Genomic DNA, 23,626 nt, shown 5'->3' with positions numbered 1-23,626 from the left:
GATCTTCCCGGTCACGTCCCGCCCGCCAGGCCGCGCCTCACCGCGCTCCGCCGGCCGGTCACATGCACCCCTCGAACGTCGTCTCCAGGTACGCCGGCACCCCGGTCGCCCGGGCCGCGTTCACCGCCGCCAGCCGCTCCCACGTCGCCGTGCCGAGCGCCGGGGCCCAGCGCTCCATGGAACGCACCTGCCACTCACTGTGCTCGCCCGGGTCCAGGACGATGCGCGACAGCTCGTCGTCGGTGAGGGTGCCCCCGTCGAAGACGAAGCCGACCTTGCAGACGGTCCAGACGCCTCCCGGCGGGAGGAAGTGCGTGGCGAGGAGACGCGGCCGGCCCGTGAAGACGATGCCGGTCTCCTCCCTCGTCTCCCGCACCGCCGTCTGCCACGGCGTCTCCCCGGGGTCGGTGTTGCCACCGGGGAACTGCCACAGTCCCGCGTCGAAGGACGACCGGAGCTGCAGAGGACGGCCCTCGGTGTCGGTGAAGAACAGACAGCCGTACATGGTCGCCTTGGGCAGCGTCGCCACGTACTCCTCCGGCGGAAGCCACTCGCTCGTCACTGCGGGGCCCTCCCCTCTCCCCTCGATTCCTCGGTCGACGACTCCTTCAACTGCGCCACCCGGGTGAAGGACACGAGGGGAAGGCCGCCGCTGCCACAGCGCGAAGGGCGGCGGCATCCCGGTGTCGGGATGCCGCCGCCCTTGCGGTGTTCGTCCGCTCGATGCGATCAGTACGCGGAGTTGACGTTGTCCATCGAGCCGTACTTGTCGGCCGCGTAGTTGCAGGAAGCGGTGATGTTGGCGACCGGGTCATAGATGTCCCAGGACGTGCCCTCGACGTGATACGCCTTGAACGTCGGGTCGATGATCTGCAGCAGACCCTTCGACGGCACACCATTCACCGCATTGACGTCCCAGTCATTGATCGCACGGGGATTACCGGTCGACTCACGCATGATGTTGCGCTTGATGCCCTCGTACGAGGCAGGAATGCCCTTGGCACGCAGCACGTCCAGCGACTCGCTGATCCAGCCGTCCAGGTTGTCCGCGTAAGCCTTCTTCACCGGAGCAGCCGGCTTGGCAGCGGGCTTGGCCGGGGCCGGCTTGGCGGCAGGCTTGAGGGCCTTGCGGGCCTCGGAACGGCTCGCACGCTCGGCGTCCGCCTTGGCCTTCGCCTGGGCCTGCGCCTCCTGCTTCACGGCGGCACCGGCCTTGACCTGCGCCTGCGCGGCAGCAGCATCCACGGCCTTCGCCAGCTCAGCGTCCTGCGTCACACCGAACTCCTGCGCGCTCAGCGCCACCGGCTTCACACCCGCACTGTGAGCATCCGCGGCCGAGGCCTGCGGAACCAGGGCGAACGTCAGAGCGGCGGCACCAGCAGCGGTCACCAGACCAGCAGCGGAGAACTTGTGGGCCTTGGACAGAGCGGTATAACCGGAGACGGTGGAGCGCATAACGAGCTGAACCCTTCCAATCGCTTAGTCGCAATGGCCGTCAATGGCGCAAAGAAAGAGCGCCGTTTCTCGGTCGACGGCGCCGTGCGACTCCGCAATTGTTAGCGGCGCGAAAACCCGCTGGCAAAGGTGTGACCTACGGCGAAACGCCGTACCCGGCACCCGACAAGCGAGCCGAAATGCCGGAATTGGGCCTGCGTGCCAACTACCCGCTTTCGTATGTGACCCAGGCCCCATGAGGGGCCTCACATCCGACCCCCGTTCGCCTCACGGACGGTGAGCGCACCGGTACACGGGACGGGCCGCCGGGTCGATGCCCGCAGCCTGCGTGGGCTGGCCCATCCCCTGCGGATGCGGATCTTCGAGCTGCTCAGCCTCGACGGGCCCGCCACCGCCACGCTGCTCGCCGAGCGTCTCGGGGAGAACACCGGCACCGTCAGCTGGCACCTGCGCCACCTCGCCGAGCACGGCTTCATCGAGGAGGAGACCGGGCGCGGCACGAAGCGTGAGCGCTGGTGGCGGAGGGTCGGCGTCGCGAACGAGCTGAACATCGCCGAATTCCGGGACGACCCCGAGAGCCGGGGCGCACTGTCCGTCTATCTCCATGAACTGGTGCAGCAGTACTTCAGCCGGGTCGTGGACTACGTCAACGAGGACTGGGACGAGGAATGGCGCGCGGCGGGCACCGTCTCCGACTGGCGTGACCTGCGCCTGGCACCGGAGCAGCTCGCCGCCCTCAACGCGGAGCTGATGGCGGTCATCGCCCGTCACACACCCGCTCCGGACGCCGAGCCCGCCCCCGGCGCCCTGCCGGTCGTCGTCCAGCTGCAGTCCTTCCCGCGCAGGGAGCGTGGCGCCTCGTGACGCGGAGCGCCGGCGATGGTGGCCTCCTGCGCCGCCACCGCGATTTCCGGCTGCTGTGGTGCGGCGAGACGGCCGGGAAGTTCGGCGCCTCCGTCACCGGGGTCGCGATGCCGCTGATCGCCGTGTCCGACCTCGGGGCCTTCCAGACCGCCTACACCGCGTATCTTCCCGGTCTTCTGGAACCCGCCGACCAGGCCGAGGGCAATGCCAAGCTGCACGGCAGCGCGTCCGCCGCGCAGATCGCCGGGCTCGGCTCCGGCGGTCTGATCACGCAGCTGGCGGGCGCCGTGAACGGCATGTTCGTGAACGCCGCGACGTTCCTCGTGTCCCTTCTCTGTCTGGCGGGCATACGGCACCGCGAGCCCCGCCCGCCCAGGGCCGGGCGTCGCCGGGGTGCGCTGGCCGGCGAGGTCGGCGAGGGGCTGCGCCTCGTCGCGGGCGACCCCTGGCTGCGTACGCTGACGCTCTTCGGGGCCGCCTCCAACCTGGCTCTCATGGGGTACCAGTCGATACGGGTGGTCTTCCTGGTGCAGAGCGTCGGCCTGGCCCCCGGTCCGGTCGGGGCGCTCGTCGCGGCCGCCGGTGCCGGAGGGGTCGCCGGGGCCTTCGCGGCCCGCCGGGTCGCCGGCCGGTTCGGTACGGCCCGTGCGACGCTGCTGTTCGAGCTGGGGCTGGCCGTGTTCGCCCTGCTCATGCCGCTGACCGTGGGCGGTGCGGGGGTGCTGCTCTTCGTCGCGGGTGGCTTCTGCGTGTCGGCCGGTGTCGTGGGCGGCAACGTCATCAAGGCGGGTTTTCTGCAGCGTTACTGCCCGCCGGAGCTTCTCGCCCGGCTCACGGCGCCCACGGCGTTCGTCAATTACGGGACGATCCCGCTCGGGGCGCTGCTCGGCGGCGCGCTCGGTACGGTGCTCGGTCTGCGCGCGGCCATGTGGGTCACGACGGCGGGCATCCCGCTCGCCGCCCTGGTCCTGCTCTTCTCCCCCGTCGGCCGGGCCCGGGACCTGCCCGCATCGCGTCGCCCGACGGACGACGCGGGGCGTACGCGCGCCTCCGGCGGATCCCGCCGCGCCCGCTCCGGCGCCTGAACGGGCCACCCTCCGCCCGCTCAACGGGCCCGGCCATCCCGCCCGCGCCCCGGAAACGGCGAGTGGCCGGGGGATCCCCCGGCCACTCGCCTTCTGCCGTGCCCTTCGAGCCTAGGCCGTCGCGGGTTCGGCCTCGGTACGGGAGTCCTGGGCCGGGGTGCCGCCGGTTCGCGCGCCCGCCTCGGGGCGGGGCGTGGGGCGGACCAGGGCCAGGACGAGGAGGCCGCCGACGGCGGCCGCGACCGCCGCGCACAGGAAGACGCGGTCCAGGCCGGCGGCGAAGGCCTCGTGGACGAGCCGTGCGGTCTCGTCGCGCAGGCCGGCCGGGGCGCCCTCGATCATCTGGTGGGCCTGTCCGCCCGCCAGCGCCGACGCGGCGGCGTGCGGGTCGGTCGTCGTCCCCGACTCCTCGAGCACCTTCTCGACGCGGCTGGTGAAGACGGCACCCAGACCGGCGATCGCCAGGGTCATGCCCAGCTGCCGGAAGGTGCTGACGGCGCCGCCGGCCATGCCCATGCGCTGGGGCGGCACGCTGCCCATCGCCGCCGACACCAGGACGGGCATCGCCAGCCCGGCGCCGGCGCCGGTCACGCACAGCCCGGCGATCACGGCGGAGCGGCCGGCGTCCGCCGTCAGCCCGGCGTTCAGCAGGAGCATGCCGCCGGCCACCACGAGCAGTCCGAGGCCGATCGGCACCCGGGGCGCCAGGCGCTGCAGGTAGCGGCCGGCCACGAGGGAGACGACGAAGGAGACGACGGCCAGCGGGGTCAGGGACAGGCCGGCGTCGACCGGGCCCAGGCCGATGACGGACTGCAGCCACAGCGAGAGCAGCGCGAGGCCGCCGAAGGCGCCGCCCTGGAGCAGGAGCGCGCCGCCCATCAGCCCGCTGAAGGAGGGCCTGCGCAGGAGGGCCAGGTCCAGCATGGGCTGGCCGCCCTTGCGTTCGGCGCGTATCTCGGCCGTCACGAAGGCGGCGAGCGACACGACGGCCACGGCGAAGGCGGTCAGCGTGAGCGTGGAGGTCCAGCCGGACTCGCTGCCGCGGATGAGCCCGTAGGTGAGCGCGGCGGCGGCGAGGGTGAAGGTCACGGCGCCGGTGACGTCCAGGCGGCCGGAGTGCCCCGCGTGCTGCGCGGCGTCGCGCCGGTCGGGGGCGATGACGCGCAGCGTCATGAAGACGGCCACCGCCGCGATCGGCAGGTTGACCAGGAAGACGGCCTGCCAGCCGATGTGCTCGGTCAGCAGACCGCCGAGCAGCGGGCCGGCCGCGGCGGCCGCGCCGTTGACGGCTCCCCAGACGCCGAACGCGGTGCCCCGGTCACGGCCTTGGTAGGTGGCGCCGAGCAGTGCCGTGGTGGTGGCGAACATCGCGGCGCCGCCCACGCCCTGGACCGCGCGGGCGGCCACCAGGACGCCGGCGTTGGGTGCCAGGCCGCAGGCGAGGGAGGCCAGGGCGAACAGGATCAGCCCGGCCACGTACAGCCTGCGGTGGCCGAAGCGGTCGGCCAGCGAGCCCGCGGCCAGCAGGAGGGCGGCCAGGGCGAGGGCGTAGGCGTCGACCACCCACTGCAGGGAGGCGAAGCCGGCGTGCAGGTCCTCGGCCATCTGCGGCAGCGCCACGTTCACGATCGTGACGTCCACCAGCAGGATGAAGGCGCCCAGGGAGACAGCCATCAAGGGCCGCCACTTACGCATCCGAATCTCGTTTCGTGAAGTGTTCAGTGGAGTGTTGAGGGGGTGTTGGGGGGTGCTGGGGGTTGGCTCGAAGGTCCCCGTCCGGGTCCCGGTGAGCCGTCCTCGTCGAGCCTGCGACGATGCCACCGCAGGCCGCAGTCAATGGGCTTCCCGCGGCGGATTCCGACATCCCGTAGCCTTCAATGGTGGATATCGACACCGACTCCCGGGCTTTCCTTCCCGCCCTCGACGTACAGGACCAGCCCCTCGCCCACGCCCTCCAGATCGACGGGCGGGCGCCCTTCAGCCGGATCGCCGAGGTGTTGGGGGTGTCCGATCAGACCGTCGCCCGCCGCTACACCCGGCTGCGCACCACGAGCACGCTGCGCGTGGTGGGGCTGACCGATCCGCTGCGGGTCGGCGACACCTGGTTCGTACGGGTGCGCTGCACGCCGGATGCCGCCGGTTCGGTCGGCGAGGCGCTGGCGCGGCATCCGGACACCAGCTGGGTGAAGCTGACCTCGGGCGGTACGGAGATCATCTGCAACGTCCGCACCCACGAGCCGGGCCACCCGGGCGAGAGCGATGCCCTGCTGCTGCAGAAGCTGCCGCGCACGCCGCGGGTCGTGGACGTCTCGGCGCACAGCCTGCTGCACGTGTTCTTCGGCCGGAAGCGCAGCGCGGCCGGCAAGTCGGGGCCGCTCACCCCGGAGCAGGTCGCCGCCCTCACCCCCGCCGACGCTCCGGCGTGCCGCCCGGACGAGCCGGCCGCGCCGTATCCCCTGGATGCGCGGGACCACCGTCTCCTGGCCGTGCTGGCCCAGGACGGGCGTGCTCCGCTGGGCGAACTCGCCGCGGCCACGGGCTGGTCGCAGACCACCGTCCGCCGGCGGCTGGCGGAGCTGCGCGCGGCGGGCGTGCTCTACTTCGACCTCGACTACCACCCGCGGATCCTGCAGCACGGCTTCCGGGCCACGCTGTGGCTGCAGGTCGAGCCGGCACGGCTGGACGCGGTGGGCCGCGCGCTGGCCGAGCATCCCGAGGTGCCGTTCGCCGCGGCCACCACCGGTACGACCAATCTGTTCGCCAGCATCAGCACGCAGAGCGCCGGCTCGTTCTACCGCTATCTGACCGGCCCGGTGGCCTCCCTGCCCGGCGTCCAGCACGCCAGCACCGCCCCCACCCATCGCATCCTCAAGGGCCCGGGCCCGAGGTGGCCGCAGGCGGGCGCCGCCGCCAAGTCCTGATCAATGGTCATGTGACGGTCTCGGCCATAGGCTTTCGGTTCATGATCACTCGCACAGCAGGCGGCTCGCACGACGGATACGAGATCTCGACCGATCCCGGTCGCCTCGACACGAAGCTCGTCCACCACTGGTTGTCCACCGACGCGTTCTGGGCCATCGGCCGCAGCCTCGAGACCGTCGAGCGGTCCGTCGCGGCCTCCGTCAACTTCGGTGCGTACGACGCCGGCGGCCGTCAGGCCGGGTACGCGCGCGTGGTCACCGACCTGGCGACCTTCGCCTGGCTCTGCGACGTCTACGTCGCCCCGGAACATCGCGGCAGGGGCGTCGGTACGCTCCTGGCCACCGCCGTCCGCGATCACCTGGCTCCCCACCGCCTCAAGCGGGTGCTGTTGTCCACCCTCGACGCGCACGAGGTCTACGCCAGGGTCGGGTTCGCGCCCGTCGCCAATCCCGAGAAGCTGATGATGATGAGCTTCTCCGACTCCTGATCCCGGCCCCGGCGGACGGGCACGGACGGGCCCTGTCAGTGCCCGACGGGGCCCCCGCCGTCGCCGGGGTTCCGGCCGGGCAGGGCGTCCGCCAGGCGCTCCGGTGCCGCCTGTCTCCAGGAGTCGACGAGGATGTCGTGCAGCTCGTCGAGGTCCTCCAGAGCCGCGAGCCGTACGCGCACCCACGCGGAACTCGCCTCGTGCGGGGGCACCCAGAACTTCTCCGGCTCCGCCGCGATCAGCTCGGCCCGCTCGTGCCGGGGGCACCGGACGGCGAACGACGTCTGGTCGTCGGGGATCGTGATGTACATCTTCCCCGCGACCCGGAAGGTCGGCATGTTCCACGCCTCCTTCTCGGCCGTCTCCGGGAGGGAGAGCGCGATCCGGCGGACGTCGTCGGCATTGATCATGATCACTACATTAGCCAGGCGGATACGCCGGGTGGCACCGCGACGGCCGTCGCGGGGGCGCTTCCCGCGTGGCCGCGCCGGGCATGCTCACGGTCATGGGCGACGCGACGGCAGGGGAAGGCACGGCACCTGAGGAACGCGCGGAGACTCCCGCGGCGCGGCTGGCACGGTTCCTGCGGGGGCTGCCCGCGCCGTTGGTCGCCGTGGACGCGCTCGTACGCGACGACCGGCGGCGGCTGCTGATCGTCGACCCCGTCTACAAGCCCGGGTGGGACATCGTCGGCGGTTTCGTGGAGGCCGAGGAGGACCTTCCGACGGCGCTCGCCAGGGAGGCCGAGGAGGAGCTGGGCCTGCGCGGTCTGCGGACCGGCCGGCTGCTGGCGGTGGACAACCTGTCGGCGGCCGCGTACGGCAGGTCCCTGCTGGTGTTCATCTTCGCCGCCCATCCCGGCCGTCCCGTGCGGGCCGAGGAGCTGGTCCTGCAGAGCTCGGAGATCGCGGCGGCCGAGTTCGTCGGCGAGGAGACGGCGCTGGCGCGGTTTCCGGAACCGTTGCGGCGCCGCGTGGCCGCCTCGCTGGAGGCCGAGCGCGAGGACCGCACCGTCTACCTCCGCGACGGCCTGCCGCTGCCCCCGCACGGCACCGAGGTCACACGACCCACTCACCGTCGCGCATGAGGTGCCGGCCGGGCAGCTCGTGCTCCTCGTGCCAGGCCTGAACGGCACGCGGCAGCACCCTGAAGTACCCGTACGAGCCGCCGGCACGGCGCGGATCCCAGCCGTGGCGTTCCGCGAACGCGTCCGCCGCCGCGGCCGGCACCTCCCGCGCGGTGAAGCTCTCCACGTCACCGTCGACGATGACGACGTCCCGGGTGTGCCCGAGCGCGAGGCGGGCGCGCCGGCCGTCCCGCAGGTTGCGGCCGGTGGGGTTGGTGAACCGGGTGGACATCCATATCGCCTCGCCGTCCCACAGGAACCACAGCGGCACCAGGCACGGCAGCCCGTCGGCGTCGGCCGACGCCACCCAGATGTCCTGCTCCCTTCCCAGTCTCTCCAGCACGTCGCGCTTTCGCTGCTCAGGGGTGCGGGGCGAATCGGTGATCTTCATGTCCCGGCACGCTACCGCCCCGGATCACCGGCCGCCTCGGGCTCCGGCCGTAGGGCCGAGGTCGCATGACGCCCCGTAAGCTGCCCGCTCATGAATGACGACGTGCGCAACATCGTTCTGGGGCTGGCGGCCAGCGGGATCAGCGGTGCCGCGGGCTGGTTCGTCAGGACACTCCTGTGGCGGCGCCAACTCCGCCGCAAGCAGACCTTCTTCGGCCTCCCGGACGGATCCGAGTGCCTGCTCGTGGTCAACCAGGACCCGAGCGCCGGCGGCCGCAGCGTCTCGCGCCACGACACCTTCGCGCTGCTCGAGCTCTCCGCGCTGATCAAGGAGTGCGGGGCGAACGCGGACATCGTGGCGCACGACGCCGCACGGCAGGGATTCGGCACCCGGACCGAGTTCTGCGTGGGCGGCCCGGCGTCGAACCTGCGCACCGAGGCGCACCTGCGCGCGCTCCTGCCGGGAGTCGCGGTGAACACCGACTACGGAAACGTTCCCGACGGCGGCGCGTTCACCGTCGGCGGCCAGACCTACCGGATGGACAAGGGCAGGGTGGAGTACGTCCTGCTGGCCCGGCTCACCGCCCCGGCCGGCGGCCGCCCGGTCTTCCTCGCCTCGGGCCAGCGCGGGATCACCAACCAGGCGGCCATACGCTACCTGGCCCGCCACCACGCGCGGCTCGCCCGCGAACACGGCCTCGACGGCACGTTCTGCCTCCTGCTGAAGGTGATCGGCTCGGACGTCTACGGCCCGGACATGGTGGAATTGGTCGCGGACGTCACCACTGCCGCAACGACGGAGACCTCGCCCGGCCAGTGAGGAGGAGACCTCAACGGCCCTGCAGCTTCCTGACGTTGTCGCCGAAGGTCCAGCCCTTCGAGCCGTCCCAGTTGAGGGACCAGGTCATCAGCCCCTTGAGGGCGCCGCCGTAGGTGTTCCAGGCCTGCGACACCAGGTTCGGGGCCATGTATCCACCCCCGGCGCCCGGTTGCGCCGGCAGTCCCGGCACCTGCTTGTCGTAGGGGACGCGGATGGTCGTGCCCTGGACGACCAGCCCCTTGTTCAGGCAGTCCGTCTGCGCGGTGAACCCTTTCACCGTCCCCGCGGAGTACGAATCCCCGGAGCAGCCGTACATGCTGCCGTTGTAGTACTGCATGTTGAGCCACCACAGGCGGCCGTTGTCCGCGTACTTCTTCACGATCGGCAGGTACGCGCCCCAGATCGAGCCGTACGTCACGCTGCCTCCGGTGACGTAGGCCGTCTCGGGGGCCATCGTCAGGCCGAACTCCGGGGGCATCTGGCCGAGCACGCCGTCGATGATGCGGATGAGGTTGGCCTGGGACGTCGACAACTGGTTGATGTTCCCGCTGCCCGTGAGGCCCGTCTCGATGTCGATGTCGATGCCGTCGAAGTTGTAGGCCTTCAGGATCGGCACGAGGGTCCGCACGAAGCGGTCGGCGACGGCGCTGGAGCCGAGGTCGATCCCGGCGGTCGCGCCGCCGATGGACATCAGGATCGTGGCGCCCTCGGCCTTGGCCCGGCACATCTCGGCCGGGGTGGGGACCTTCACCGTGGCGTCCATCCCGTCCTCCCACAGGGCGGTGCCGTCGGAGCGGATGACGGGGAACGCGGCGTTGATCACGTTGTAGCCGTGGTCGCGGATGCGGGGGTCGGTGACCGGCGTCCACCCGAACGGCGGGTGGACGCCGTTCGCGGCGCCGTCCCAGTTCTCCCAGTACCCCTGGAGCACCTTCCCCGAGGGCTTCGGCTTCACCGCGCAGGTGTCCTCGCGGGGTGGCCCCGACGCGGCGGCGCCGGGGCCCTGCGCGGCGAACGCCATGGCCAGCGCCGCCGTCCCGGCTCCCAGGAGACGTATCAGGCGCGAGGTCCGACCGCTCATGTGCCGTCCCCTTCCGGCCGGTTCGGGGAATCTTTCACCGAACGTAGGCCGGGCAGGGACGACCGTCAATAGGTCCGGACCAATCCCGGGGCGCCCGGCGTCACCCGCCCGTCTCGTCCAGCGTCTCCTCCGGCGTCTCGTCCAGCGCCCGCCTCCAGTGGTGCGGCAGGGAGGCGGTGTGCGCCAGGCTCTCGTCGTACATCAGCGCGCAGCGCACGGTCGTCGGGGTGCGGGTGAAGGAGACGTAGGTGGGCAGGTTCTCCTGCACGTTGTAGAACATCGACGCGGCGGTGAGCCGGGCGCCGAAGCAGCTGAAGGCCGCGGGGAACGAGATGCTGCTGGCGCTGAGGGGGATGGTGCGCGGGTTGCCCATGGCGTGGACGGTCCAGTCCGCCAGCCCGGGCAGCAGGGGTTTGTCGAGGGCGGCGCGGGCGGCGTCGCGTCTGTGGCTGCGCCGGACCACGACGGTCTGGCGGTGTACGCGGGTCACGGCTTCCCGCAGGCGTTCCTCGGAGCACGGGAGCAGCAGGCGGTGGGCGACCACGCGGTTGCCGGGGGCGTGGCGCTCGTGGGCCTGCCGGGTCGACATGGGGACGAGCGTCGGCAGGTCGGGGCAGGCTCCCTCGCCGGCCGCCGCCGCGCGCTCGAGGCGCCAGGAACGGAGGGCCATCGCGAGGGCCGCGAGGCAGACGTCGTTGACGCTGGCGCCGTGGGCGTCGGCCAGGTCCCGCAGGCGCGGGGCGGCGACGTCCGCGTACGTCCAGCGGGAGCGCCCCACCGGCGCCGCCGCCTGGAGCTCGGGCCATCGCCGCTCGGGCCGCAGGGCGCGGACCACGTCCCAGCCGGCCCGGAGCATGCCGGACGGTGTGGGGCGGGAGGCCCGGTGCGGGTGCGGACCCTGGGTCGCGGTGTCGGCGAGGAGGGAGAGGACGGAGTGGGCGGCGCCGACGCCGTCCTGGATGGCGTGGTGGATCCGGAAGGCGAGCCGGAACCCGCCGGTCCCGGCAGCCGCGAGGAGCCAGACGTCCCACTGGGGACGCCCCTCGGGCGGCAGCGCGTGGTGGAGCAGGTCGTTGGTGGCGTCGTCGAGCTCCCCCGGCCCGCTCAGGCCGGTGCGGCAGCGGATGTGCACCGCCTCGTCGGGTACGCCCGCGCCCGCCCGCCAGCGGCTCCCGTCCGCCGACCGGATCAGGTCGGTGAGCGCGGGCAGCGCCTCCGCCCGTTTCACCACGCGCGCCGCCAGCTCCGCACGGGCGGGGGGCGGGCCGTCGAAGTCGAGGAAGAAGCCCGTCGTCGGGCGTTGTGTACTGGTCCGCGACAGAAACGTCCGGTCGGCAGGCCCGATGGGGTAGCCGGGCGCCCCCTTCGCGCGGAATGCCCGGGACGGGGCAGGTGCTCTGTGGCGTCCTGGCGCCCGTCCGGGTGCCGCGACGGTCTCGCTCGGTCTCACGGGCATGAGCTCTTCACCGCTCTTCCTTCGTCTTCGGGGTTCGGACGCCGCGTCAGCCTTCGACGCCGGTGGTGGAGTGGGACGCGCCGACGGGCTTCGATTCGGGTGAGCCGCGCTGGCGGAGGTAGATGGAGAGGACGGCCATGGAGGCGACGGCCAGCAGCTCGGACTGCCAGTTCTGCAGGGTCCGGCTCCAGAATTCCGCGCGGCCCAGGTACTCGGCCCAGCCGATGGGGTCCTGCAGCTGCCGCAGCTGCCTCTCGTTGTACGAGGCCACGCCGGTGACGGACTGGCTGAACCAGCACAGCAGGAAGACGGTGCCCATGACGAGGCCGAGCGAGTGGGAGTACACCGCCTGGCGCCAGTCGCGCGCGGCGGCCCAGCGGGGCGAGTCGGGCCGGGCGTGCTCGCCGGTCAGCTGGTCGTGGTCGGACTCGGGACCGGCCTTGTCCACCGGCTTGGACTCGGGTGAGCCGCGCTGGACGAGCCAGACCGTCACGGAGATGTAGAGGAAGAACTGCAGGTATTCCGACTGCCAGTTCTCGGTGACGTCGACCGCGAAGTCCGAGGACGTCAGATAGGCGAGGAAGCCCATCGGCTGCAGGCCGTCGGTGATGAGTTCGCTGTTGAACTCGGCGCGGCCCGCGATGGCCTGGCCGGTGATGGCGAGCACGAAGGCGGCGCCGAAGGCCAGGCCGAGGCCGTTGTCGTACAGGAAGCCCCGCGCCCGGCCCCTGCCCCTGTGGTCCGCCCCGCCGTCCCGGCTCATCGGTGCATCAGCCCCAGCGCCGTGAAATAGACCAGGCCCGCGAGGATCAGCACCAGGCACGATCCGAACATCGTTCTCACGGACGGGTCACCTGCCCTTGATCTCGCACTGGTAGGGCTCCTCGCCGTGCGGCTCGCATCCGGCGGCCGTGACCTTCCAGCCGTCGTCGAAGTGCGCCAGGAACACGGTGTCGTGCTCGAGGACCGCTTGCGCCTGGTCGCCGTAGACGTCGACGTGACGGACCGCGCCGCCGGCCGGGAGCTTGTCCCGCTCCACCGCCCGGTCGCAGGGCCCCTCGGCCGACTGCTCCACCTCCTCCCGGGTGCCGGGGGCGAGGGCGGCGCACAGCACCGCCGTCCGCCCGGCCCCCAGCGCCTGCTCGAAGCGGACGGCCGCCGCATGTGCGTCGTCGCGGCGCTCGTGCGGGCTGCCGCAGGCCGTGGCGGTGACGGCCAGGACCAGCCCGGTGAGCACGGCGGCCGGGCTCACGGGGCGGCGCGGCCGCCGTGGAGGCGGCCCGAGCCCATTCACGAGGACATCACATGATGAACGCTAAGTCACACAAGCACATATTCGGGATATTTGGTGCGGGGCGTCGTCGGCGGTCGCCCCCATCGAGGTCACCGGCTGACCGAGCCGTAGAAGCGGTAGCGGGTGAGGGGCAGTCCGGCCAGCCGGGCCGGCGCCTCCCCTTCCGCCCCGTCGGCCCACTCCGAGATCTCCACCACGCGCTTGCCGTCGACATCGAGGTGCAGGTGCGCGGCCAGCAGCCCCGGCGGCGGGCCGTAGCGCAGCGCGTCCACCCGCGCGTCGGCCCACGCCCGCGCGCCACCGGGTGCGCCGTCGGTCTCGTGGCAGGCGACGGCGAAGACGCCGGCCTCGCCGTCGGCGTCGAGGACCACGCCGCGGTAGGGGTGCGTACGGCTCAGACCGCTGCGCTCGATGCCGGGGACGCGCGCGTCGATGCGGCCGACCCGCGCCGCGCGGCCATCGTGGACGAACGCCTGGTGCTCCTCCGCGCTGGTCCATTGTCCGTGGATGAGGAGGCCGGAGCCGTCCACATCGGTGAAGACGTGGGTGGCCAGAAGGACGGCCGGGGCGTCCGCCGCCGACCACTGTTCGAGGAGCGCGTCCGCGGCGGCGCGCGTGCGCTCGGGGCTGCCGGTGCCCCAGCGGCTGATGAGGGTGATCCCGGCGTCGGGACGGCGGAGGTCGGTCAGGCGTGTCATGAACGGAACGATCACACCTCAAGCGGGCTTGAGGTCAAATTGCCCGGGGCCCGGTTCAGCCCAGGTACGGCTCGAAGTCCCAGGTGGGGCGGGTGCGCAGGCGTGCGGCGAGGGTCTGCGGGTGCTGGGCGCCCAGGGTGCGGACGAGGCGCTGGAGGGCGGCCTCCTCGGCCTTGCGGACCTCCTCGCGTGCGCCCAGGCCGCGCAGGTCCGCGGCGAGGGCGATCTCGCAGGAGAGGGTGAAGGGGTGGTCCGGCCCCAGGGCGTGGCGGGCGCGGCGCAGCGTGTCGCGGCTCAGGTCCAGCGCGTCCTCGAGCCGTCCGACGGCGTGCCGGCCGGCGGCGGCGTTGAGGGCGCAGCCGAGGACCCAGGGGTGGTCGGGGCCGAGGCCGGCGGTGAGGCCGGCGAGGGCGGCCTCGAACAAGGTGAGGGCTTCGGCGCGTTCGCCGGCGGCCTGCAGGACGAGGCCGGTGTTGGAGAGCATGCCCGTGCTGACCGGATGCGCGGGGCCCAGCAGCCCGCGCAGGCCGCTCTCGCCCTCGGCGATCAGGTCGCGGGCCAGGGCGAGGTCGCCCTGTTCGCGGGCGTGGTTGCCGTAGTCGACGACCAGGCCGAGGGTGACGTAGTGGTCGCGGCCGTGCACCTGTTCCATGGTCTCCAGCAGGCGGGTCATGTCCGCGCCCACCGCCTGCCCTCCGGTGGCACGAAGCTCGCACAGCAGGAGGTTGTGCCGGGCGCGCAGGGTCTGCGGGTGGCCGGTGCCGAGCACCTGGACGTGCAGCCGCATGCCCTGCTCCTGACGGCTCAGCGCCTCCCGGAAGCGGCCCATCAGACGCAGGTCGCGGGCGCAGGCGATGCCCGAGACCAGGGTGGCGGCGTGGCGGGCGCGCATCAGTGACTCCCGCCTGCGCAGGGTCTCCAGGTCGGCCTCGTACGCCTCGGCGTAGCGGCCCAGCAGCCGCAGGCCGGTGCCGAGGTTGTGCCGGGCGAGGAGGGTCAGGTAGTCGTCGGGGCCGCGCAGTGCGAGAGCGGTCCGCAGGACCTCGCGCTGGAGCCGGTGGGCCTCCTCGTACTGGCCGAGGAAGCGCTGGTCGGCGGCCAGGCAGCTGTTCGCGGACATCAGGGCGTCGCCCCCGTCCGTACCGGAGCCGGCGCGTAGCCTCCGCAGCATCGCGCGGTCGAGTTCATAGGCGGCCTGGAACCGGCCGTAGGCGCGGAGGATGTTCCCCTGCCGGACGGTGAGGTCGAGCATCTGGGGGTCGTCCGGCGGGAGCAGCTCCTCCCAGCGGGCCCGTACCCGGTCGGCCAGTTCGGCGCCCGCGCGGTACATGCCGCTGACGTAGGTGAACATCAGGCAGTTGAGCACCAGCGGCCGCGTGTCGGGCTCGGCGGTGGACAGCGCGCCGGAGGACTCGAGGTGCGGCAGCAGTTCGGCGTAGCGGGGCCACAGGGTGGCGTCCCTGGGGCTTCGGGGGTCGGCGGCGGCGAGCACGCCGCGTACCACCCGCTGGTAGGCGCACCGCTGGTCGGGCGGGGTGAGCCGGGCGACGATGTCGTGGACGAGCCGGTGCATGTGCACCGCGTCGTCGGTCTCCGGGCCGGCGCCCTCGCTGCTGGGGGCGTGGGGTTCGCGGGTGAGCACGGAGTAGTCGACGAGCGTGTCCAGGGCCCGGGTCCAGCGCTCCCTTCCGCGGACCACCCCGGCGAGGGGCTCGGGCAGATCGCCGGGCGGGAACCGGCGGACCAGGCCGACCGGGATCGAGCCGTGGCCGAAGCAGGTGCACAGGGAGAGCAGTTCCACGGCGTCGGGCCGGGACTCGCGGAGCCGGTTGATCAGGATCGTCCAGGAGGTGAGGGCGGAGCGCGGTACGTGGCCCAGGGAGTCGGGGCCGGCCGGTGCGGAGAGGTCGCCGTCGAGGACCATGCGCAGGTAGTCGGCGACGCTCATGCCCGATTCGCCGAGCCAGGCGGCGGCCTGGGCGAGGGCGAGGGGAATGTCGTCGAGTGCGGCGGCGACGGCGTCGGCCTCCTCGGGCGTCACCCGCGGCGCCCGCCGCGTCAGGTAGAGGACGCTCTCCTGCCGCTGGAAGCCGGTGACCTCGACGATGCCCGCGCCGGCCGCGTGCCAGCCCCGGTTGCGGGAGGTGATCAGCACATGGCCCGGACCCTGGGGCAGCAGTTCGCCGGCCTCCTCCATGTCGTCCCAGCCGTCGAAGACGAGCAGCCAGCGGCGGTGGGGCTCGCCGCGGCGCAGGGCCTCGCGGACCGCCCGGATGCGCCCGCCCGGTTCCGGGCCGCCGGCCAGGCCCAGCTCGGGGGCCAGTTCGCCCAGGCCTCCGCGCAGGGCGCCCCGGGTGTCGGAGTCCACCCACCACACGACGTCGTAGTCGCCGCTGAACCGGTGGGCGTACTCGGTTGCCAGGGCGGTCTTGCCGATGCCGGACATGCCGAGCAGGGCGCACACCGCAGCTCCCGTGGGGGCCTCCGTCAGCTGTCGGTGGATGTCGGGGAACAGCGTGTCCCGGCCGGTGAAGCGGGCGTTGCGCCGGGGCACCCCGCCCCACACCGCGGGCGGGTCGTCGGGGAAGCGGGGGGCCTGCCCGGGGGTCGTGGCGGCCGGGTCCCGGGTCGTGGCCGGCACGCCGAGCCGCCGGAGCACGCGGCGCTTCGCCTCGGCTTCGGGGACGCCCCACAGGTCGACGGGTTCCAGCAGGGTGGCTCCCACCGGCAGGGGTCCGGCGGTGACGCTGACGGCGGCCAGGCGGTCGCCGTGTCGCTCCGTCACCTCCGAGAAGGCCGCGCTCCATTCCTCGTCCGCGCGGTTCGCCGACTGGAAGTACCAGTCGCTGAGGACGAGCAGCACCCGTCCCCCGGCGGCCATCAGGTCCTCCAGCACCTCGCCGAGCGCGTCCTGCCGGTCCGCCTCCCAGCACAGTGTGCTCGCCCGGAAGCCCGCCCGCTCCAGGACGTGGGCGAGCCAGACGGCCCAGGCCCGCTGGTGGCCGGCGTAGTTGATCAGGACGTGCCCCGGCCCGGGGACGCGGTCGCCCGCCCCGGCGCGGCCGGCCGGGTGTGCGGAGGGTGCCGGGACCTCGTACACCGAGCCGTCGGCGACCGTCAGCCGCACCGTCCGCCCGTCCACCCGGCGGGTCGCGCTCTCGCCCCGGCCGACCAGCAGGGTCGAGGGCGGGCCGGAGGAGAGGGTGAGTTCCAGCACGAGGGGGTCGGTGTCGGGCAGGGAGAGGGTGAAGGCGCCGGAGACGGCGGCGTCCTGGCCCAGGACCAGGTGGCGGCCGTCGCGCAGCACGGGGAGCTCGGTGCGCGGCAACCGGGCGGCGATCAGGCCGACGTCGGCCAGGAGCAGCCCGTCGGGGGGCCGCCGCCGGATGGCGACGCCCTGGCCCGCCGCGCCCTCCAGCGCGGCCGTCACCGTCGCCAGCTGCCAGGCGGTCTTCGCCTTCCGCACGGCCTCGGGCAGCCGTCCCCAGGCGCCCGCGAACCAGCGGGCGACGCCGTCGCGGTGCTGGTCCACCAGGGCGCGCAGGGCGGGCAGCAGCGCCTCCTCGATGAGCCGTTCGCTGCGCGGGCCGCCCCGCACGGCGTGCCAGACGGCCCTCTCCTCGGCGTGCAGCGCGGGCGAGCCGGCCCGGTGGGCCTCGTCGACGAGGGCGCCGACGCGGTGCACGGGGGCGTCCTCGCGCGCGGTCGCCAGCAGCCGGCCCAGCTCCTGCCGCAGCTCGGGCAGCAGGTCGCGGCGCAGCACGATGTGGCCGGAGGCGCGTCGTTCGACGAGGTCGCCGAACCACAGCTCGGTCTCCGCCGCGACGTCCAGCCGGGGGGCGGCGGTCAGCCGCACGGCGCGCATCAGTTCGGGCTCGATCCGGGTGGCGGTGCTGAGCAGTACGGCCAGTTCGCGGTCGGCCGCGCCGCTCATCGCAGGGTTCCCAGCACCCGGCCGACGGTGGTGCCGCGGTCCCACACGACGGCGGGGAGCGTGGCGCGCAGCCAGCGCGGCCAGTGGCGTTCGGGCGCGGGCACCAGCGCCACGGGCCGGCAGCCGTGGGCGCGGATCGCCCGCACGCCGGCGATCCACTCCCCGGGGGTGGCCCGGTGGGGGTTGAAGACCGGGCCGGTCAGGCCGAGGGAGGAGAGGATCAGCACGGTGGTGCCGGCGGGCGGGGTGCGGTACGGGCGCCACCGCGCCCTGGGCCCCTCGCCGGCGCCGCGCAGGGGGGATTCGGAGAAGTACAGCGTGTGGGTGGCGGCGACGCCGGCCAGGGCCCGGACGCGGGCGACGACGTCCTCCACGTCGCGGGCGAGCGGTTCCATCGAGGGCGAGATGTCGGCGAGGATCTGGACGCCGTAGCGCAGGGTGAAGACGGGGCGGCGGGGCAGTTCGGTCAGCGGCCGCAGCCGCGAGACCCGGTCGACGGCGGCCTCCACGTCCAGCTCGCCCTCGAAGGCGCTGCGGGCCAGGGCGGCGTGCAGGACGGCGGCGGTGGTGCGGGGGGCGAGGAGGGGTTCGTGGGCGAGCGCGGTGCGGTGCGCGGCGGCGGCCGGGGCCGGCAGGGGGTCGACGGTCCAGCCGGTGGCCGCCGGCGGGCGGTGCTCAACGGCGGTGAGGGCGATGGTGCGCCCGGGGGGCGCGCTGTCCCGTGGCGGGGGCGGGGCGGCGGGCCGGGCGGGGTCGTCGTCACTCTCCCCGGCCGGCGGGGCCTGCGGGGCCGGGGGGTGGGCGTCGGGCCGGGCGTGCGGCTCGGGGCGGGCTCCGGTGGGGTGGGGCCCGCCGAGGCCCAGGCACCCGGCGATGTGCTGCCAGTCGGCGGCGGAGGAGGCGTTCAGGGCGACGGCGGCCCGCACGACGTCGCCGAGCCAGGCCTGGCCGTCCGTCACCACTCCTCCCCGGCGACCTGCTGGCGCTTGAGCAGGGCGCAGTGCTTGAGCCATTCCCATTCGGGGTCGGAGACGTCGATGCCGAGGGTGATGCAGGCCCGGAGCGCGTCGAGGTACTCGGCGGTGCTGGGCGGGCGCAGCCCGAACTGCCCGGCCTCGGCGCGGACCGTGCCCAGTTCGCGGGCCAGCGCCGAGGCGAGCGTGCGGTGTTCCGGGAGCACGGCTCCGTACCAGTGCCGCAGGTGGCGCACGGCGATGCGCACCAGGGTCTGCTCGTCGTGGTCGGGGAGGGTGAGCACGACGCAGCGCCTGAGGAAGGCCTGGGGCAGCTCGCGTTCCTCGTTGGTGGTGATGACCACGAGGTGGCGGAAGAGCCGGGCCTCGTCCTGCTCCTCCTCCGCGTGGATGCCGGCGCCGGTCTCGGTGACGGTGAAACGATGCGCGCCCAGGGGCACCAGCAGGCTGTTGGGCACGTCCGGGTCGGCCTTGTCGATCTCGTCGATCAGGACGACCGCGGGGCGGCCGCGGCGGTCCGCGTTGATCTCCTGGAACGGCTCGCGGCACGTCTCGTCCGGGCCGTGGCCCGCTTCCCTGCCCCGGCGCCGCGCCGATTCGGGGGCCAGGGCCCACCACAGGGCGCCGGGGCGGACGTAGGCGGCGTCGTCCAGCCGGGCGTTGCCGGGCCGGGTGCTCAGCAGCTGGGCGTCGGAGAGCCGGCGGACGCTGTCGTAGGTCCACAACGGGTCCTGGGGATGGGTCCGTTGGGTGACGACGTGTTCGTAGTAGCGCCAGCGGTTGGCCTGGGCGAGGTAGAGGGCCAGGGAGGACTTGCCGGATCCGGGGCGGCCGCGCAGCAGGAGCGGGCGCCCGGTCGCCCGTGCCACCTTCACCACCAGTTCGATCTCCTGGGACATGACGTAGACCGCTCCGTCGCCGCGGTCGGGCAGCGTGTGGCCGCCGCGGCCGCGAACGCCCGGGCCGCCCTCGTCCCTCTCCTTGTCGTGCGCGTTCATCCCCTCCGCCCCCAGTCCCTCATCCCTTGAACGGATCGATGCGCGAGCCGGACCATCTGGGCCGCGGCTCTGATCGACTCCTCCTCTTCCGCCTCGCCGAAGGGCGGGGCGATGTCCACGGCCGAGGCGAACGGCCCGTCGTCCGCCCGCTCCGCCGGGCGGGGCAGCACGAGGACGCAGAGCCAGGGCATCAGGTCGTGCAGCCAGCTCACCACGCGCTCGGCCTGCCGCAGGGAACAGGCCTGGGCGTCCAGTATCAGGAAGGTCAGGCAGCCCGGCGTCCCGAGCACCTCGTCCAGCCGCTTCCACGGCTGGACGTGCAGCGTCGCCCTGATCGTCTCCTCGCACGCCCGCTTCAGCTCCTCCTCCGGGTCCTCCTCGCCCCACGGCCCGGCGCCGGCGTACATGGAGATGTAGCGGGAGGCGTCCATGCAGAAGGCGCGGCCCAGGTAGTACGCGCCGGTGTCGGGGTGCGACGCCTTCAGCACGACCGTGTGCCGCAGCGCGTGGCGGCCGGCGGGCAGGACGTGGCGGGCCGAGGCGGCGTCGACCCACACCGGCAGCACCAGCCCGACGAGGTTGCCGAAGACCTCGGGGTCCATGAAGTCGCGCACCGTGCCGACGGCGTCCCGCAGTTGGGCGGCGGCGTGGGTGTGGAGCATCTGGGCGGCGAGCAGGCCGCAGCTCAGGTCGGCGCCGGGGGCGTCCCGGCCGTCGGGGTCGTCGCCGTGGTCGTCGTCGGGCAGGCACAGGGCCCGGCCGGCGTCGGTGAGGGCGCGGGCGTCCCAGACCCGGGTGAGGTGCGCCTCGATCCTGCCGGTCCACACGCTCACGGGGTCTTCGCGGTCGTAGGCGGGCAGTTCCCGGAAGCCGGCCAGGATCTCGGCGATGTCCGCCTCCCCGACCGGCCGGTCACCGGGCGCGTAGCGCACGCGCGCCGCCTGCAGGGCGGCCAGGTCCCCCATCCCCGCGTCCCGGACGTCCTGGGTGGTGACGTCGCCGACGAGCAGCGGCATCACGAACAGGGAGCGGTTGAAGCTCCTGCGCCACATGAGGATGTCGACCTCGCGGCGCACCCACCCCGACTTCAGGGCGTCGCGGTTGAGCAGGACGACGGCCGCGCGGCACTCCCGCAGCCAGGCGTAGAGCCTCGGCCGCCACTCCTCCCCCGGGCGCAGGTCCCGGGCGTCGAGCAGGACTTCGTACCGGTCGGCGTGCAGGCGCGCCGCGAGACGGTCGCGAAGGGCCCGGGCCTGCCGGTCACGGTTCGTGCAGTGACTGATGAATATTTTGCCCACCGACACCTGCCCCCACCCCGCGCCGCACCCCTTCCACTGTCCCCTGAACCGCACCGGTTCCGCAGCCGTACAGCCGAATCGGTGCGGGCCGGCGGGCGCGTGGCGGGGGCGTGCGGATCAGCTCTTGGGGCACTGCTTCCAGGAGAAGTGGTAGAGGGTGCTGATGTTGCCGTCCGTGGAGTCCATCGCCAGGAAGCTGGTGGTCTTGGTGGGGTCGGACGTGCCGGCGTCCACGCGGAGCTCGGTGTTGATGTTGAAGTAGCGCGTGGCTCCGCAGGGTGCGTAGATCACCTGGTCGATCGGCGTGGTGTCGGACGTCTGCCAGTTGTCGTTGAGCGGGCCCGTGAAGTGGTGGTTGACGAACGCCGTCTGCGACATGCCCTGGAAGTAGTAGTTGGCCCGCTCCAGGCCCGCGGCGCCCTTCTCCAGGTGGGCGAAGCCGCGGTAGTCGGCCTGGGCTATGGCGTAGGTGAAGCCTTGGGGGACGTGCACGTTCAGGCTGAGCTGGCAGTTCTTGCGGAAGTCGGTCGGCTTGGAGCCGACCCCCACCTGGGCGACGTAGTTGCTGTACGAGACGGTGAAGGCGGTGTTGTCCGGGGAGACGGTCACGATCGCCGTCCCGGCGGGACAGCCCGAGCCGTTGACGGCGACCACATCGATCACGATCTTGTCCGGCGGGGGCACGCCGTCCCCCGGCCACCCCGTCGCGGTGGCCGGGGACGAGGTGGCCAGAAGCGCCACGGCCGCGCCGGCGATCAACCCAGGTCTGAACATGGAGGTCCCTCCCACTGACTCGAGGCCCGCTACGGCGCGGCGCTTACGACGGAGTGTGCCGTGTGCGGCTCCCGGTCAGGGGCACTCTTTCCAGGCGAAGTGGTAGAGGGTGTTGACGTTGCCGTCCGTGGAGTCCATCGCCAGGAAGCTGGTGGTCGTCGACGGGTCGGAGCTGCCGGCGGCGACGCGCAGTTCGGTGTTGACGTTGAGGATGCGCTGCACGCCGCAGGGGGCGTAGACGAGGGCGCTGACGTCGGTGACGTCGGACGTCTGCCAGTTGTCGCTGACGGGACCGGCGAAGCGGTGGCTGACGGCCGTGGTGTTGGGCGAGCCCTGGAAGTAGTAGCTGGCCCGTTCCAGGCCTGTGGCGCCGCGCTCGAGGTGGGCGAAGCCGCGGTAGTCGGCCCGGGCGATGGCGTACGTCCAGCCCTGCGGGACGTGGACGTTCAGGCCGAGCTGGCAGTTCTTGCGGAAGTCGGTGGGCCTGGAGCCGACGCCCACCTGGGCGAGGTAGTTGCTGTACGAGACGGTGAAGGCGGTGTTGTCCGCCGCCACGGACACGGCGGCCGTCCCGGCGGGGCAGCCCGAGCCGTTGACGGACGCCACGTCGATGACGATCCTGTCCGGCGGCGGCGGCGCTCCGTCATCGGCGGCGGACGACGGCGACTGCGAGGCGGCGACGAGCACGAGCGCCGCGCCGGCGATCATGGCGGGTCTGAGCATCGGAAGCCCCTTCCACTGGAGTGCGGGCTCACTTCGTGCGGTCCATGCCACCACCGGCCTGAGGGCATGTACAGGTCAGGTTGAGCCGAGCCGGTATGCCCCCGTATACGACCCGGCCCCCCTGCGGAGCAGTACGTTCCGACGCGCCGGCGGCCCTCGTCACTCCCGAACGAGCGGCCAAGAAGCGGCCCTTCGGAGCGCTGCCCCTCGACACGGCGACGGCCGTTGTACCGGCCGGAGTCGGCCACCGCGCGGGGAGCGGGGCCGCACCGGCCCCGCGACGCGGAACCTCCCGCACTCCGCCACGACGGCCGGAATCCGTCTGTCCGCCCGGCGGTACCGGCCGCTCAGAGCCGCCCGCGCCCGGCGGCGGGCGGCTCGCCGAACCACAGGTGGACCTGCCCGGTGCCGATGCCGCTCTCGTACGCGCCGAAGCGCCGGCCGCGCGCCCGGCACGCCGCGCCGCCGAGCGCGCCCGCCAGCATCAGGTAGTGGCCGAAGCGTCCTTCGGGGGCGAAGCGCAGGTATTCCGGCATGGTCGCGATCACACGGTCGTGCCGGCCCTCCTCCAGCCACGCGATCCGCTGCTCGTCCGCCGCCCGGGCCGCGGGCGTGACGATGTTGGCCGGGTCCCCCGCCATGCGGTCGCGCAGCTCGGCCAGCGGCCGGAAGCGGTGGGACAGCCCGCCCGAGGCGAGCAGCAGGACCCTCCGGCCGACGGAGGCGACCGCCTCGGCGACCACCTCCCCCATCGCCAGGAAGTCCTCCGTGGTCGCCGTCTGGCACACCGAGACCGAGACCCACGGCGTGCCGGCCCGGCCGAGGTACGTCCAGAGGTTGAGCGTCGCGTAGTGGACCGGCAGGTACGGGTCGTCGTTGGCCTCCAGCCACACCGACCGCTTCCGGGCCACCGCGGCGACGGCGCGGGCCAGGTCCGGGTCGCCGGGAAGGTCGTAGGGCAGCCGGCTGATGGCCCCGGGCATCTCGTCCGAGGTGAACAGGCCCGCCCGGCGCGGGTGGGCGGTGATCACCGCCTCGGTGGTCGTCGCCCAGTGGCTGTCGAACACCACCACGGTGTCGTGGCCGGTCGTGTCGATCTCCTCGCGCCCCAGCCGGGCCAGCCCGGTCGCGAGGGTGAAGTCGCGGCCGCCGTTGGCCTCGGTCCGCTGCCGCTCGGGGAACATGATGACGGGTGCGTGCGAGAGCAGTCCCGCACCGGCGATGCCGCTCATCGGCGGTCTCCTTCG

General features: G+C 73.3%; 23 protein-coding genes. 6 read left to right on the top strand and 17 right to left on the bottom strand.

Features of this window, described 5'->3' with window-relative positions:
• Positions 1 to 58 precede the first annotated feature (58 nt).
• On the bottom strand, positions 59 to 562 hold the full coding sequence (locus tag IE295_RS14370; RefSeq protein WP_190064017.1) for an NUDIX domain-containing protein: 504 nt from the start codon (positions 560 to 562) through the stop codon (positions 59 to 61).
• A 167-nt stretch (positions 563 to 729) separates the two neighbouring features.
• Entirely contained in the window at positions 730 to 1,455 is a 726-nt protein-coding gene (locus IE295_RS14365; RefSeq protein ID WP_190064016.1) for a transglycosylase SLT domain-containing protein, read from the bottom strand.
• 351 nt (positions 1,456 to 1,806) lie between these two features.
• Here IE295_RS14365 and IE295_RS14360 point away from each other — a divergent pair, with 351 nt between their 5' ends.
• Both IE295_RS14360 and IE295_RS14355 read left to right on the top strand, forming a co-directional pair.
• Positions 1,807 to 2,319 (top strand): helix-turn-helix domain-containing protein, encoded by a 513-nt coding sequence (locus tag IE295_RS14360; RefSeq protein ID WP_190064368.1) that lies wholly within the window; start codon positions 1,807 to 1,809, stop codon positions 2,317 to 2,319.
• Positions 2,316 to 3,404: an MFS transporter gene (locus IE295_RS14355; RefSeq protein ID WP_190064015.1), complete on the top strand. Its 1,089-nt coding sequence runs from the start codon at positions 2,316 to 2,318 to the stop codon at positions 3,402 to 3,404. Before IE295_RS14360 ends, IE295_RS14355 begins: the two co-directional genes overlap by 4 nt.
• Positions 3,405 to 3,515: 111 nt before the next feature.
• Here IE295_RS14355 and IE295_RS14350 read toward each other — a convergent pair whose 3' ends face one another.
• Positions 3,516 to 5,078 (bottom strand): MFS transporter, encoded by a 1,563-nt coding sequence (locus IE295_RS14350; RefSeq protein ID WP_224323586.1) that lies wholly within the window; start codon positions 5,076 to 5,078, stop codon positions 3,516 to 3,518.
• Between the two features lie 212 nt (positions 5,079 to 5,290).
• Here IE295_RS14350 and IE295_RS14345 point away from each other — a divergent pair, with 212 nt between their 5' ends.
• Together IE295_RS14345 and IE295_RS14340 are read left to right on the top strand one after the other, a co-directional pair.
• Positions 5,291 to 6,325, top strand: a complete 1,035-nt coding sequence (locus IE295_RS14345; protein ID WP_372479893.1) for an Lrp/AsnC family transcriptional regulator — start codon at positions 5,291 to 5,293, stop codon at positions 6,323 to 6,325.
• Between the two features lie 41 nt (positions 6,326 to 6,366).
• Positions 6,367 to 6,813, top strand: a complete 447-nt coding sequence (locus IE295_RS14340) for a GNAT family N-acetyltransferase (protein ID WP_190064012.1) — start codon at positions 6,367 to 6,369, stop codon at positions 6,811 to 6,813.
• Between the two features lie 35 nt (positions 6,814 to 6,848).
• Here the strand turns inward: IE295_RS14340 and IE295_RS14335 are convergent, their stop codons facing one another.
• Entirely contained in the window at positions 6,849 to 7,223 is a 375-nt protein-coding gene (locus tag IE295_RS14335; protein WP_190064011.1) for an MmcQ/YjbR family DNA-binding protein, read from the bottom strand.
• Between the two features lie 95 nt (positions 7,224 to 7,318).
• Here IE295_RS14335 and IE295_RS14330 point away from each other — a divergent pair, with 95 nt between their 5' ends.
• Positions 7,319 to 7,900 (top strand): NUDIX domain-containing protein, encoded by a 582-nt coding sequence (locus IE295_RS14330; RefSeq protein WP_190064010.1) that lies wholly within the window; start codon positions 7,319 to 7,321, stop codon positions 7,898 to 7,900.
• On the opposite strand, the gene IE295_RS14325 is transcribed toward IE295_RS14330, so the two are convergent.
• Positions 7,872 to 8,330: a pyridoxamine 5'-phosphate oxidase family protein gene (locus IE295_RS14325; protein WP_190064009.1), complete on the bottom strand. Its 459-nt coding sequence runs from the start codon at positions 8,328 to 8,330 to the stop codon at positions 7,872 to 7,874. The two genes, IE295_RS14330 and IE295_RS14325, sit on opposite strands and share 29 nt — an antisense overlap.
• Before the next feature lie 90 nt (positions 8,331 to 8,420).
• Between IE295_RS14325 and IE295_RS14320 the strand changes: the two genes are divergently transcribed.
• Complete coding sequence (locus IE295_RS14320; protein ID WP_190064008.1) at positions 8,421 to 9,149, top strand: hypothetical protein; 729 nt, start codon at positions 8,421 to 8,423, stop codon at positions 9,147 to 9,149.
• A gap of 10 nt (positions 9,150 to 9,159) precedes the next feature.
• Here IE295_RS14320 and IE295_RS14315 read toward each other — a convergent pair whose 3' ends face one another.
• From IE295_RS14315 to IE295_RS14260, 12 genes are all read right to left on the bottom strand, one after another.
• Positions 9,160 to 10,230, bottom strand: a complete 1,071-nt coding sequence (locus IE295_RS14315; protein ID WP_190064007.1) for a chitinase — start codon at positions 10,228 to 10,230, stop codon at positions 9,160 to 9,162.
• Between the two features lie 100 nt (positions 10,231 to 10,330).
• A complete protein-coding gene (locus IE295_RS14310; protein ID WP_263454168.1) occupies positions 10,331 to 11,686 on the bottom strand; it encodes a wax ester/triacylglycerol synthase domain-containing protein in 1,356 nt (451 codons plus the stop codon).
• A 46-nt stretch (positions 11,687 to 11,732) separates the two neighbouring features.
• Positions 11,733 to 12,449 carry a DUF6766 family protein gene (locus tag IE295_RS14305; RefSeq protein WP_190064005.1) on the bottom strand — a complete coding sequence of 239 codons (717 nt, stop codon included), beginning with the start codon at positions 12,447 to 12,449 and terminating at the stop codon, positions 11,733 to 11,735.
• A gap of 87 nt (positions 12,450 to 12,536) precedes the next feature.
• Positions 12,537 to 12,938 carry a hypothetical protein gene (locus IE295_RS14300; protein WP_190064004.1) on the bottom strand — a complete coding sequence of 134 codons (402 nt, stop codon included), beginning with the start codon at positions 12,936 to 12,938 and terminating at the stop codon, positions 12,537 to 12,539.
• Between the two features lie 131 nt (positions 12,939 to 13,069).
• The gene (locus tag IE295_RS14295; protein WP_190064003.1) at positions 13,070 to 13,678 is read right to left on the bottom strand and encodes an antibiotic biosynthesis monooxygenase; all 609 of its coding nucleotides are present in this window, start codon (positions 13,676 to 13,678) and stop codon (positions 13,070 to 13,072) included.
• 55 nt (positions 13,679 to 13,733) lie between these two features.
• Positions 13,734 to 17,612, bottom strand: a complete 3,879-nt coding sequence (gene fxsT / locus IE295_RS14290) for an FxSxx-COOH system tetratricopeptide repeat protein (RefSeq protein WP_224323588.1) — start codon at positions 17,610 to 17,612, stop codon at positions 13,734 to 13,736.
• Positions 17,609 to 18,571: a hypothetical protein gene (locus IE295_RS14285; RefSeq protein ID WP_190064002.1), complete on the bottom strand. Its 963-nt coding sequence runs from the start codon at positions 18,569 to 18,571 to the stop codon at positions 17,609 to 17,611. The genes fxsT and IE295_RS14285 overlap by 4 nt, the downstream gene beginning before the upstream one ends.
• Complete coding sequence (locus tag IE295_RS14280; RefSeq protein WP_190064001.1) at positions 18,568 to 19,584, bottom strand: AAA family ATPase; 1,017 nt, start codon at positions 19,582 to 19,584, stop codon at positions 18,568 to 18,570. The genes IE295_RS14285 and IE295_RS14280 overlap by 4 nt, the downstream gene beginning before the upstream one ends.
• A complete protein-coding gene (locus tag IE295_RS14275; RefSeq protein WP_190064000.1) occupies positions 19,581 to 20,882 on the bottom strand; it encodes a toll/interleukin-1 receptor domain-containing protein in 1,302 nt (433 codons plus the stop codon). The genes IE295_RS14280 and IE295_RS14275 overlap by 4 nt, the downstream gene beginning before the upstream one ends.
• 117 nt (positions 20,883 to 20,999) lie before the next feature.
• Complete coding sequence (locus IE295_RS14270; RefSeq protein ID WP_190063999.1) at positions 21,000 to 21,656, bottom strand: DUF4360 domain-containing protein; 657 nt, start codon at positions 21,654 to 21,656, stop codon at positions 21,000 to 21,002.
• 75 nt (positions 21,657 to 21,731) lie between these two features.
• A complete protein-coding gene (locus tag IE295_RS14265; protein WP_190063998.1) occupies positions 21,732 to 22,379 on the bottom strand; it encodes a DUF4360 domain-containing protein in 648 nt (215 codons plus the stop codon).
• A gap of 347 nt (positions 22,380 to 22,726) precedes the next feature.
• Positions 22,727 to 23,611: a DODA-type extradiol aromatic ring-opening family dioxygenase gene (locus IE295_RS14260; protein WP_190063997.1), complete on the bottom strand. Its 885-nt coding sequence runs from the start codon at positions 23,609 to 23,611 to the stop codon at positions 22,727 to 22,729.
• Positions 23,612 to 23,626: the final 15 nt, after the last annotated feature.

It is taken from the genome of Streptomyces griseocarneus (assembly GCF_014655595.1).
Lineage (GTDB): Bacteria > Actinomycetota > Actinomycetes > Streptomycetales > Streptomycetaceae > Streptomyces > Streptomyces griseocarneus.
This window is presented reverse-complemented; position numbering and strand designations above follow the sequence as displayed.